Raw genomic sequence first — 12,235 nt, forward strand, 5'->3', positions numbered from 1 at the left:
AGACAGCCCGCGTTTACCGGCGGGCGCGAGCCGGGCGGGTCCAGGGTGGGCGGAGCCCATCGCGCAGCGACGCCCGCCAGGGCGCCCTTGACCCGCGGCGAGCACCGTATACGTGCTCGCCGTGCCCAAGTCCCAGTTCGCTGTGGGCTGTCCCCGCATCGAGGAGCTGTTCGCGCAGGCTCCGGCCCAGGCGTGCGAACGCATCTCGTGCGGCGAGGGTGCGAAGGGGCCGCGTGTCTACCAGTGGGCGGCAGTGCGGCTGCCGGCCGTCGCCGAGTTGGCGCACACCTTCCTGGCAGCGATGACCGTCCGGTCTCGGGAAAAGGGGGCTGCACTGTCGATCCCCTGGAAACGTAGAGACCTTCCTTATGCGGCCAGGCCCTCCTGGTGGTGGCTGGCGCGTGTTTCGCTGATGATCCGTTCGCACTCTTCGGGCGGCAGCCCGCCGGCCGCGCTGGGCCTGCGGCGCGTGTTGCGTCCGGCGCCGGCTCAGGTGGGACATCAAGGGGCGGCCGTACTTCTGCCTCCCCAAGGGCGGCAAGACACGCGAGGTACCCCTGTCCCCGAACCTCGCGACCCGGGCTCATGGCCACTTCCGGCGCTTTCCTCCCACCCCGTGCACGTTGCCGTGGCGGAACCCGGAGCCTCCGGCCAACGCCCTGGAGGCTCGACAGCGGAAGCCGGTCACCGTGCAGTTGGTACTCACGACCTCGCACGGCAAGGACGGGTACGCGCCGGCGCCCGCCGAAGTACGGCGGGCGCCGGGCCCGTGCCTATGCCACCGCTTCCTCGGCTGCCATCGCATCCTCGGACACCGCGATCTCCGGCGCGCCGTCCCGGCCGTTCGTGAACTGCGTCCGGTACAGCTCCGCGTACCGCCCCTCGGCGACGAGCAGTTCGTCGTGCGTCCCGCGTTCCACGATCCGCCCTGCCTCGACGACGAGGATCACGTCCGCGGCCCGCACGGTCGACAGCCGGTGCGCGATCACCACGGCGGTCCTGCCGTCCAGCGCCTCGGTGAGCGCCTCCTGGACGGCCGCCTCCGAGGTGTTGTCGAGGTGGGCGGTGGCCTCGTCGAGAATGACGACGCGCTGGCGGGCGAGCAGCAGCCGGGCGATGGTCATGCGCTGGCGCTCGCCGCCGGAGAGCCGGTAGCCGCGCTCGCCGACCACGGTGTCGAGGCCGTCGGGCAGGGAGCGTACGAGGTCTTCGAGACGGGCGCGGCGCAGGACGTCCCACAGCTCGTCCTCGGTCGCGGACGGGCGGGCGAGCAGCAGGTTCGCCCGTACCGAGTCGTGGAACAGGTGCCCGTCCTGGGTGACCATGCCCAGGGTCGCGCGCAGCGACTCGGCGCTCAGGTCGCGGACGTCGACGCCGCCGATGCGGACGGCGCCCTCGTCGGTGTCGTACAGCCGCGGCAGCAGTTGCGCGATGGTCGACTTGCCGGCGCCGGAGGAGCCGACGAGCGCGACGGTCTGGCCGGGTTCGGCGCGGAAGGAGACGCCGTGCAGGACGTCGGAGCCGCCGCGCGTGTCCAGGGCGGCGACCTCCTCCAGCGAGGCGAGGGAGACCTTGTCGGCGGAGGGGTAGGCGAAGCGGACGGCGTCGAATTCCACGGACGCCGGTCCCTCGGGCACCTTCCGTGCTTCCGGCTTGTCCTCGATGAGGGGCTTCAGGTCGAGCACCTCGAAGACGCGCTCGAAGCTGACCAGGGCGCTCATGACCTCGACGCGCGCCCCGGCGAGCGAGGTGAGCGGCGCGTACAGACGGGTCAGCAGCAGGGCCAGCGCGACGACCGCGCCGGGCTCCAGGGTGCCGCGCAGCGCGAACCAGCCGCCGAGCCCGTACACGAGGGCGAGGGCCAGCGCCGACACCAGCGTCAGGGCGGTGATGAACGCGGACTGCGCCATCGCCGTACGCACCCCGATGTCCCGCACCCGCCGGGCGCGCGCCGCGAACTCGGCGGACTCGTCCTCGGGCCGCCCGAAGAGCTTGACGAGGGTGGCGCCGGGCGCGGAGAACCGCTCGGTCATCCGGGTGCCCATGGCGGCGTTGAGGTTCGCGGCCTCCCGCTGGAGTCTGGCCATCCGGCTGCCCATCCGGCGTGCGGGCACCACGAACACCGGCAGCAGGACCAGTGCGAGCAGGGTGATCTGCCAGGACAGGGTGAGCATGACGGCGAGGGTGAGCACCAGCGTCACAAGGTTGCTGACGACGCCGGAGAGGGTGTTGCTGAAGGCGCGTTGGGCGCCGATGACGTCGTTGTTGAGACGACTGACGAGCGCTCCCGTACGGGTACGTGTGAAGAACGCGACCGGCATGCGCTGCACATGATCGAACACAGCCGTCCGCAGATCGAGGATCAGTCCCTCGCCGAGCGTCGACGAAAGCCGACGGCCGACGAGCCCGAGCGCCGCCTCGGCGAGCGCTATGACGGCGATGAGCACGGCAAGGCGGATGACGGTGCCCTCGTCGCCGCCGGACACGATGGCGTCCACGACGCTCCCCGCGAGCACCGGCGTCGCGACAGCGAGCAGCGCGGTCACCACGCTGAGCACGACGAACTGGGCGATACGGCGGCGGTGCGGGCGGGCGAAGGCGGCGATGCGGCGCAGCGTCGCGCGGGCGAAGGGTCGGCGCTCCTGCTGCGCGTTCATGACGCTGTGCAGCTGGGTCCAGGCTGTGGTCTCCATGCTCATGAGACAGACGGTATGACCTCAAGCAATATCGAGGTCAACACTCGCGTGAACGGCACCCCCTGGAAGGACCCGATGACGGGCCCGGCGCGTCAGCCGCCGTCCCCGTCCCCGTCCCCGGCGTGCCCAGCGCGTCAGCCGCCGTCCCCGCCTCCGGCGTGTCAGCCGCCGTCCCCGTCCCGGCAACCTCACGTTGACCTGGTGTGGAAAGCCTCTCCCGATGTGATGGTCGCTCGATTCCCCCAACGGTTTGCCGGACGCCTCCCCGTTCGGCAGATCCTCTGTCTGCTCCCGCTCGCACTGGTGCTGGTGGTCGCCGGGCGCCACTGGTCCGTACTCGCCGAGGGGTTCGGGCATCTGGCGACGGCGCACTGGCCGTGGCTGCTGGCCGCCGGCGCCGCGACTTGCCTGACCTGGGTCGCCGCGGCGGTCACGCGGCAGGGAGCACTCGTCGAGCGGCTGCCCGCGCTCCGGTTGCTCGTCACGCAGTTCGCCGCGGGCGCGGCCAACCACCTCCTGCCCACCGGCCTGGGCGCCAGCGCGGTCAATCTGCGCTTCATGGCGGTGTGCGGCGTCCCGCTGGCCCGCTCGTCGGCGGCGGTCGCGCTGTACCTCCTCGCGGAGTCGGTCGCGCGCGTGGGCCTGCTGCTCACCCTGCTGATCGTCTTCCCGAACGCGCTGCGGATCGGCACGCTCATTCCGCAGGGCGCCGTCGGGCCCTTGCTGCTGACGCTCGCTGCACTGGCGTGCGTCGCGCTGAGCTCCCTCGTACTCGTACGGAAGCTGCGCGCAGCGGTGCTCTCCTTCCTGCGCACCGCGCTCGGCGAGGCCCGCTCCGTGCACACGCGGCCTTCCCGCGCGCTCGCTCTGTGGGGCGGTTCGCTCGCCTTCCCGACCCTGCAGGCGGCCGGACTGGTCGCCGTGGGGCTGGCGCTGGACCTGCCGGTGCCGCCGGCGCACATGGTGGTCGCGTATCTCGCGGCCACGGTCGCCGTGGCCCTGGTCCCCACGCCTGGCGGCCTCGGCTCCGTGGAGGCCGCGCTCATCGTGACGCTCGTCGCGGCGGGCGGTCCGGTGGCCTTGGTGACGGCGGTGGTGCTGGCGTACCGGATCATCACGGTGTGGCTGCCGTTGCTCCCGGGGGCGCTGACGCTCGGGGCGCTGGTCCGCTGGAAGGTGATCTGAGCCGAACCCCCGGGCCCCTTCCCGGCGTGGGCCGTGCATTCCACCGGCAGTCGTGATACCGAGGGGTAACTTCGGCGCGCGGTGAGCACGCCGGTCGGGAGAAGGTCGGGAGAAGGGGACAGCACCATGCCGGTCCGTATCGAACGTGAGGGTTACGTCACCACGGTCGTCCTCTCGCGCCCCGAGGCCCGCAACGCGGTGGACGGACCGACCGCCGCCGAACTCGCCGACGCCTTCCGGGAGTTCGAGACCGATGAAGGGGCCAGGGTCGCGGTGCTGTGGGGCGAGGGCGGCACGTTCTGCGCGGGCGCGGACCTGAAGGCGATCGGCACCGAACGCGGCAACCAGGTCACCGAGGACGGCGACGGGCCGATGGGCCCCACCCGGATGCTGCTGTCCAAGCCGGTGATCGCGGCGGTCGCGGGACACGCCGTGGCCGGGGGCCTGGAGCTGGCGCTCTGGTGCGATCTGCGGGTCGCCGAGGAGGACGCCGTCTTCGGCGTCTTCTGCCGCCGCTGGGGCGTGCCGCTGATCGACGGCGGCACCGTACGGCTCCCCCGCCTCATCGGCACCAGCCGTGCGATGGACATGATCCTCACCGGCCGCCCGGTCACCGCCCCCGAGGCGTACGAGATGGGCCTCGCCAACCGCCTCGTCCCGACCGGCCGCGCCCGCGCGGAGGCGGAGCAACTCGCCGCCGCCATCGCCGACTTCCCGCAGTCCTGCCTCCGCAGCGACCGTGCCTCCGTCCTCGACCAGGAGGGCCTGGTCGAGCAGACGGCGATGCGCACCGAACTCCGTTACGGCATGGGCGTGTTGGCGGAGAGCCTGGAAGGTGCCGCCCGCTTCGCGTCGGGAGCCGGGAGGCACGGTTCGTTCAGCGGACTGTGACGCGGTCCGGTCCCCCGGCGGGATCGACCGCGCCCATCCACGGGGGTGACGCGACACATCCAGGCCATCTCGGGCGCGGCAACACAGGGGTAAGCCGCTTGCCTCAACTCTTCGGCGTACGGGGCAAGTTCGACGTATACGCTCTTCGTCCGACGGTCCTGCCGCACAAGCGCGCCCATGACTGGTTCGCCCGTCGACAGGTTCCGGGCGAGGAAGGTCTCCCCTGCCGCCGTCAATGGCCTTTCCGCGCAGGCCTGGTGACGGGCACGCAGCCCAATGCGGCAGGATGAGCGGTCGCCCCGGATTCGCGAACACCAGTCCGGGCGTGATCGTGCATTCCCGAATTCGAGCAGGTGGCAAGTGACGACACAGCACATCCGGCCCACGGGCCTTCTCCGCGGTCACCAGGGAGGTCATCGATGACGCGCTCACTCACCCTGGACGACTGGATGATCGCCGGAATCGCCGTCGCCGCGGGTCTTCTGGCGGCGTTCCTGCTGCGCATACTGCTGCGCTGGCTGGGCAAGCACGCGGACCGCACCCGCTGGAGCGGCGACGAGGTCATCGTGGCCGCCCTGCGGACCGTGGGCCCGTGGGCGGCGATCGTGGGCGGCGCGGCCACCGCGGGGGCGGCGCTGCCCCTCACGAAGACGGTCCAGCGCAACGTGAACCAGTCCCTGACCGTGCTGCTCATCCTCGTGGTGACGGTGGCGGCGGCCCGGATGGTCGCCGGTCTGGTGCGCACGGTCACACAGTCACGCTCCGGGGTCGCCGGGTCGGCCACGATCTTCGTCAACATCACCCGGGTCGTGGTCCTGGCGATCGGCTGCCTGGTGGTGCTGCAGACGCTGGGCATTTCCATAGCCCCGCTGCTCACCGCCCTGGGCGTTGGGGGTCTCGCCGTCGCGCTCGCCCTCCAGGACACCCTCGCCAACCTCTTCGCGGGCATCCACATCCTCGCCTCGAAGACCGTCCAGCCCGGCGACTACATCAGGCTGAGCAGCGGCGAGGAGGGCTACGTCGTCGACATCAACTGGCGGCAGACCACCATCCGCAACCTCTCCAACAACCTGGTCATCATCCCCAACGGCCAGCTCGCGGGGACCAACATGACCAACTACAACCGGCCCGAGCAGCAGCTGACCATCCTGGTTCAGGTGGGCGTCGCCTACGACAGTGACCTGGAGCACGTCGAGCAGGCCACGACCGAGGTGGTCGCGGAGGTGATGAACGACATCACCGGCGCCGTCCCGGACCACGAGCCCGCCATCCGCTTCCACACGTTCGGCGACTCCCGCATCGGCTTCACCGTGATCCTCGGCGTGGGCGAGTTCAGCGACCAGTACCGGATCAAGCACGAGTTCATCAAGCTCCTGCACAAGCGCTACCGCCTCGAGGGCATCCGGATTCCGGCGCCCGCGCGGACGGTGGCACTGCAGCCAGGCGGTGCGGAGCTCCTGGAGTCGGGCATCCCGCACCAGCGCGAGGCCACCACCCAGACGTAGCACCGGACCGTGCGCCGGACGTAGCACCGGGCGGAGCGTTTCCGCCCGGCTGCGCGTGCTGCCAGGCTCGGCGACAGAGGCCCGAGGCAGACCCCTGTCGAGCCGGGGTCGCTCACGAGATATCTTGATGTCGAGCAATGTTGCAGACGTGGAGCGGAGCACCCGGTGACTGACTCGACCATCATCTATACGCACACTGACGAGGCCCCGGCCCTGGCGACGTATTCGTTCCTGCCGGTGGTCCAGGCGTACGCCTCGCAGGCGGGTGTCACTGTGGAGACCCGTGACATCTCGCTGGCCGGGCGCATCATCGCCCTCTTCCCCGAGTTCCTCCAGGAGGGCCAGCGCATCGCCGACGCCCTCCACGAGCTCGGTGAGCTGGCCAAGACGCCCGAGGCGAACATCATCAAGCTGCCGAACGTCTCGGCGTCGATCCCGCAGCTGAGGGCCGCGATCGCCGAGCTGCAGGTGCAGGGCTACGCGCTTCCGGACTACCCGGACGACCCGAAGTCGGACGAGGAGCGCGACATCCGCGCCCGTTACGACAAGGTCAAGGGCTCCGCCGTGAACCCGGTGCTGCGCGAGGGCAACTCCGACCGCCGCGCCCCCGCGTCGGTCAAGAACTACGCCAAGACCCACCCGCACCGCATGGGCGCGTGGTCGTCGGACTCGAAGACGAACGTCGCCACCATGGGCGTCGACGACTTCCGCTCCACCGAGAAGTCCGCCGTGATCTCCGAGGCCGGCTCGCTCCGTATCGAGCTGGCGGGCGACGACGGCTCCACCACCGTGCTGCGTGAGTCCGTCCCCGTCCTCGCGGGCGAGGTCGTCGACGCCTCCGTCATGCACGTCGCGCCGCTGCGGGAGTTCCTCACGGCGCAGATCGCCCGTGCCAAGGCCGAGGGCGTGCTGTTCTCGGTGCACCTCAAGGCCACGATGATGAAGGTCTCCGACCCGATCATCTTCGGTCACGTCGTACGCGCCTTCTTCCCGAAGACCTTCGCCAAGTACGGCGAGACCTTCGCCGCCGCGGGTCTCACCCCGAACGACGGTCTCGGCGGCATCTACAAGGGCCTGGAGGCCCTGCCCGAGGGTGCCGAGATCAAGGCCTCCTTCGACGCCGAGCTCGCCGAGGGCCCGGAGCTGGCCATGGTCGACTCCGACAAGGGCATCACCAACCTGCACGTCCCGTCCGACGTGATCGTCGACGCCTCCATGCCGGCGATGATCCGCACCTCCGGGCACATGTGGGGCGCGGACGGCCAGGAGCACGACACCCTCGCGGTCCTGCCGGACAGCAGCTACTCCGGTGTCTACCAGGTCGTCATCGACGACTGCCGCGCCAACGGCGCCTTCGACCCGGCGACGATGGGCTCGGTCCCCAACGTCGGGCTGATGGCGCAGAAGGCCGAGGAGTACGGCAGCCACGACAAGACCTTCGAGATCCCGACCACCGGCACGGTCCGTCTCGTCGACCAGGCCGGGAACGTCGTCCTGGAGCAGGTCGTCTCCGCCGGCGACATCTTCCGCGCCTGCCAGGCCAAGGACGCCCCGATCCGCGACTGGGTCAAGCTCGCCGTCACCCGCGCCCGCGCCACCGGCGACCCGGCGGTGTTCTGGCTGGACGAGAACCGCGCCCACGACGCCGTGCTCATCGAGAAGGTCAAGCAGTACCTGCCGGAGCACGACACCGAGGGCCTGGACATCCGCATCCTGTCCCCGGAGGAGGCCACCAAGCTCTCCGTGGAGCGCATCCGCCGCGGCGAGAACACCATCTCCGTCACCGGCAACGTGCTGCGTGACTACCTGACCGACCTGTTCCCGATCCTGGAGCTGGGCACCAGCGCCAAGATGCTGTCGGTCGTCCCGCTGATGGCCGGCGGCGGCCTCTTCGAGACGGGCGCCGGCGGCTCCGCGCCGAAGCACGTCCAGCAGTTGGTCAAGGAGAACTACCTGCGCTGGGACAGCCTGGGCGAGTTCTTCGCGCTCGCGGCCAGCTTCGAGCACCTCGCGACGACCACGGGCAACGCGCGCGCCCAGGTCCTCGCCGACACCCTCGACCGCGCGACGGCGACCTTCCTCAACGAGGACAAGTCGCCGACCCGTCGCGTCGGTGGCATCGACAACCGCGGCAGCCACTTCTACCTGTCCCTGTACTGGGCGCAGGAGCTGGCGGGCCAGACCGACGACGCGGACCTCGCCAAGGCGTTCGGCCCGCTCGCCGAGAAGCTCACCGCGCAGGAGCAGACGATCGTCGGCGAGCTGATCGCGGTCCAGGGCTCCCCGGCCGACATCGGCGGCTACTACCAGCCCGACGCGGCCAAGGCCGCGGCCGTCATGCGCCCGTCGACGACCTGGAACGAGGCGCTGGCGACCCTCGCCTGACGCACACACCACCCCGTGGACCCAGGTCCGTGGCTGTGCCGCCCCGGCCGGATCTTCCGGCCGGGGCGGCCCGCGTTGTGGACCTGGGCCCGCGTTGCGGGGCGCCTACTCCATCCGCGCGCCAGGGAGGTGACAGGGGCTGCCCACCTGGGTGACCGGCGGTGGCGAGTGGGTGATCAGCGGTGGCGAGCCGTCACCCCCGCTCATAGCTTCGGCCTATGACGAAACGACAGATGGCCTACCTCGCGTGCACCGCCGCCGTCATGGCAACGGCGCTGGGCGCCGCCCCGTCCGCCGACCACGGGACAGTGCACCGGGTCAGTCCAGGTGAATCCATCCAGCAGGCGGTGAACGCCGCGAAGCCGGGGGACACGGTCCTCCTCTCCCCCGGTACCTACCGCGAGAGCGTCCGCGTCACGGTGTCGGACCTGACGCTGCGGGGCTCCGGCGCCGGCTCCGCCGTCATCGTGCCGGGCAAGTCCTCCGCAGGTGACCCGTGCGCCAAGGCCGGCAACGGCATCTGCGTGACCGGCACGGACGCCAGCCCCGTCGCGCGCGTCACCGTCCGCTCACTGACCCTCAGAGGCTTCGCCAAGCACGGCCTGTGGGCGTCGAGGACCGACCGGCTGATCGTCAGGGGAGTGACCGCCGAGAAGAACGGCCAGTGGGGCATCGCCCAGGAGCGGTCCGTCCGCGGGGTCTTCCGCGACAACACCGCCAAGGACAACGCCGACGCCGGCCTGTTCCTCTCCAACACGGTCGACACCGAGGAGGGAGCCCGGGACGCCAAGGGGACGGTGGTCAGCCACAACCGTCTCCTCGACAACCGGATCGGTGTCACGGTGCGGCGGCTGCGGAACCTGACCGTCGATCACAACGAGGCTACCGGGAACTGCTCCGCGGTGTTCGTCGTGGGTGACGAGTCGAAGCCCCGCGCCGGAGCGCTGAGCGTGCACCACAACTACATCCACGCCAACAACAAGTACTGCCCGAAGACCCCCCGGCTGCCCGCCCTGCAGGGCTCGGGCATCGTCCTCACCGGTACCGAGGACGCCCTGGTGACGCGGAACCGGGTCGAGGACAACGTGGGCTCATCCCCGCTGTCGGGCGGCATCGTGCTGTTCAAGAGCTTCGTGGGTGCCCTCAACGAGCGCAACGAGATCCGCGACAACGTGGTCCTGCGCAACGGCTCGGCCGATCTGGCCAACCGGGACGCCGGCAAGGGCAACACCTTCCACCGCAACAGGTGCGAGGTCTCCGAGCCCGCCGGAATGTGCTGACCCGTCAGCTCAGCCAGCCGGAGTGAGCTGACCCGTCAGCTCCCCGGCACCCCCACACGGCACCACAGCAGAAGCGAGGCACTAGATGACCACCGTTGATCAGGCTCCCCCGCCGCCCATGCGGCTGAGGGAGCTCGTGTTCGGGGCGGCATGCGCCGCCGCCGTACGCGCGGCCGCCCGACTGGGTGTGGCCGACGCCCTGGACGACACCCCCATGAACGTGGACGACCTGGCGGCGGCGGTGAAGACCCAGCCGCAGACACTGCGTCGGCTGCTGCGCGCACTGTCCTGCCAGGGGGTTTTCACGGAGCTCCCGGACGGCACGTTCGCGCATACGGCGATGTCCCGGCTGCTGCGCGAGGACGATCCGCAGAGCCTGCGGTACATCGCGCTGTGGTGCACCGAGCCGTGGACGTGGAACGTCTGGCCGAAGCTCGACGAGGCGGTGCGCTCCGGCCGCAACGTCTTCGAGGAGGTGTACGACAGGGAGTTCTTCGAGTACCTCAACGAAGAGGCCCCCGAGTCGGCGCACGTGTTCAACCGGGCCATGACGACGTCCAGCGAGCAGTCGGCGCGGGACGTTGCGAACCTCCTCGACATGCGGGGCGTTTCCTCGGTCGCGGACATCGGTGGCGGTCAGGGCCAGGTCGTGGTCAGTCTGCTGGAGAAGTACCCCACGATGCACGGCACCCTGCTCGACCTGCCGGGTGTGGTGGAGAACGCCGATCCACGCCTGCGCAAGGGCGGCTCGCTGGCCGACCGGGTGCGGATCGTGGCAGGCGACTGCCGCGAGGACATCCCGGTCCAGGCGGACATGTACATCATCAAGAACATCCTGGAGTGGGACGACGAGAGCACCCGCAGGGCGCTGTCGAACGTCCGCAAGGCGGCGCGGCCCGGTGCCCGCGTCGTCGTCATCGAGAACCTCGTGGACGACACCCCGTCGATGAAGTTCACGACGGCGATGGACCTTCTGCTGCTGCTCAACGTCGGCGGCGCGAAGCACACCCGCAAGAGCATGGTCGACCGGCTGTCCGACGCGGGTCTGGTCATCGGCGAGGTACGCCCGGTCAACGCGTACCTCCACGCCTTCGAGTGCACCATCCCCGCCTGACCGGGGCACAACCCGAGGCCGCCGGCTCCGCGTCTTTCGCGGGACCGGCGGCCTCGGGTTGTCTCCGGGCGCTCGCTCAGGAGCGGGCGTCCCGCTCCCAGCGGTAGAAGCACTGCGCCATGGCGTCCTTGGGGCTGCGCCATGTCTGCGGGTCGTACGCGCTGACGTACGCCGACAGCTTCTCGCTGATGCCGCGGAACTCGGAGTGCCCGGCCACCTTGGCGATGGCGGGTTCCGGGTCCTGTTCGGATTCGATGAGGTGCAGGTACACATCACCGAACTGGAAGAGGCTGCGCCGGTTGACGCCGATCAGATGCGGGAGTTCGCCGCTGTCGGAGGCGGCGAAGATGTCGGCGATCGCCGGCGCCGAATTCGGCGCCATGCGTGCCACGATCAGGGCGTTGTGCATCGGGGTCGTGTCCTTCCTTCGCCGGCGGTCAGCCGGGCATGACGGGCGCGCTGCGGCGGTCGCGGGCGACCTGTTCGATCCGGTCCCGGATCAGGGCCATCTGCGTGACGGAGTTGCGGTTGATGTTGTCCGTCATCCAGGCGTCGTCGACCGGGGCGTCGGGCTTCATCGCGAAGTCCTGCGTCCAGTGCATCTCGGTGCCCTGCGCGGTCTCCTTGTACTCCCACCGGATGTTCATGTGGGCGAAGGGGCCCGTCTCGACCCGGCGGGCCACGACGGTCCGCCGGGCACGGTCCATGGTCCGTTCCGACACCCAGCTCCAGACCTTGCCGTTCTCGTCCGGGTGCATGGTCAGACGGAAGGTCGTCGTGTCGCCGTCACGGGAGAGCACCTCCAGGGAGGCGTACTCGCTGAAGAGCTGCGGCCAGTTCTCGATGTCGTTGGTCATGTCCCAGACGAGGTCGAGAGGGGCGTCGATGGTGATGCTGTTCTCGGTGTGTCCTGCCACTTCAGGCTCCAGCCTTGAGGGTGTTGTTGACGAGGTCGAGGAATTCGCGGGGGGTCTTGCAGCGCTCGGCGTCGACGGGGAGCGGACGGCTGTACCGGTTCTCCAGCTCGCCGACGATGCCCAGCAGGCCGAGTGAGTCGAGGCCGAGGGTGCCGAAGGGCGAGTCCGACGAGGTTTCGAGGTCGCGGGGGTCGACGGTGACACCGGCCGCCTGCTTCATCAGCGTGGCCAGTTCGCCGACGGTCACTTCGATCATCATGAG

General features: G+C 70.2%; 10 protein-coding genes and 1 pseudogene. 7 read left to right on the plus strand and 4 right to left on the minus strand.

The features are described 5' to 3' along the window. Window positions 1-109: 109 nt before the first annotated feature. A pseudogene (locus C4B68_RS44605) lies at window positions 110-277 on the plus strand (IS701 family transposase); the annotation flags it as partial. A 496-nt stretch (window positions 278-773) separates the two neighbouring features. Here C4B68_RS44605 and C4B68_RS04265 read toward each other — a convergent pair. Beyond that, on the minus strand, window positions 774-2,693 hold the full coding sequence (locus C4B68_RS04265; protein ID WP_240634670.1) for an ABC transporter ATP-binding protein: 1,920 nt from the start codon (window positions 2,691-2,693) through the stop codon (window positions 774-776). 228 nt (window positions 2,694-2,921) lie between these two features. Between C4B68_RS04265 and C4B68_RS04270 the strand changes: the two genes are divergently transcribed. The 6 genes from C4B68_RS04270 (at window position 2,922) to C4B68_RS04295 (ending at window position 11,056) form a co-directional block, all read left to right on the plus strand. Then, window positions 2,922-3,881: a lysylphosphatidylglycerol synthase transmembrane domain-containing protein gene (locus C4B68_RS04270; protein ID WP_099506602.1), complete on the plus strand. Its 960-nt coding sequence runs from the start codon at window positions 2,922-2,924 to the stop codon at window positions 3,879-3,881. 126 nt (window positions 3,882-4,007) lie between these two features. Further along, window positions 4,008-4,772 (plus strand): crotonase/enoyl-CoA hydratase family protein, encoded by a 765-nt coding sequence (locus tag C4B68_RS04275; protein WP_099506603.1) that lies wholly within the window; start codon window positions 4,008-4,010, stop codon window positions 4,770-4,772. 419 nt (window positions 4,773-5,191) lie between these two features. After that, window positions 5,192-6,277: a mechanosensitive ion channel family protein gene (locus tag C4B68_RS04280; protein ID WP_099506604.1), complete on the plus strand. Its 1,086-nt coding sequence runs from the start codon at window positions 5,192-5,194 to the stop codon at window positions 6,275-6,277. Window positions 6,278-6,442: 165 nt separating this feature from the next. Beyond that, window positions 6,443-8,662 (plus strand): NADP-dependent isocitrate dehydrogenase, encoded by a 2,220-nt coding sequence (locus C4B68_RS04285; RefSeq protein ID WP_099506605.1) that lies wholly within the window; start codon window positions 6,443-6,445, stop codon window positions 8,660-8,662. A gap of 218 nt (window positions 8,663-8,880) precedes the next feature. Further along, the gene (locus C4B68_RS04290) at window positions 8,881-9,942 is read left to right on the plus strand and encodes a right-handed parallel beta-helix repeat-containing protein (protein ID WP_099506606.1); all 1,062 of its coding nucleotides are present in this window, start codon (window positions 8,881-8,883) and stop codon (window positions 9,940-9,942) included. An 85-nt stretch (window positions 9,943-10,027) separates the two neighbouring features. Next, entirely contained in the window at window positions 10,028-11,056 is a 1,029-nt protein-coding gene (locus C4B68_RS04295) for a methyltransferase (RefSeq protein WP_099506607.1), read from the plus strand. 76 nt (window positions 11,057-11,132) lie between these two features. Here the strand turns inward: C4B68_RS04295 and C4B68_RS04300 are convergent, their stop codons facing one another. The 3 genes from C4B68_RS04300 to C4B68_RS04310 are packed head-to-tail and all read right to left on the minus strand — an operon-like array spanning window position 11,133 to window position 12,232. Further along, entirely contained in the window at window positions 11,133-11,465 is a 333-nt protein-coding gene (locus tag C4B68_RS04300) for a TcmI family type II polyketide cyclase (RefSeq protein WP_099506608.1), read from the minus strand. Between the two features lie 28 nt (window positions 11,466-11,493). Next, a complete protein-coding gene (locus C4B68_RS04305; protein WP_099506609.1) occupies window positions 11,494-11,973 on the minus strand; it encodes an SRPBCC family protein in 480 nt (159 codons plus the stop codon). Between the two features lies 1 nt (window position 11,974). Beyond that, complete coding sequence (locus tag C4B68_RS04310) at window positions 11,975-12,232, minus strand: phosphopantetheine-binding protein (protein WP_099506610.1); 258 nt, start codon at window positions 12,230-12,232, stop codon at window positions 11,975-11,977. Window positions 12,233-12,235: the final 3 nt, after the last annotated feature.

It is taken from the genome of Streptomyces dengpaensis (assembly GCF_002946835.1).
GTDB lineage: Bacteria > Actinomycetota > Actinomycetes > Streptomycetales > Streptomycetaceae > Streptomyces > Streptomyces dengpaensis.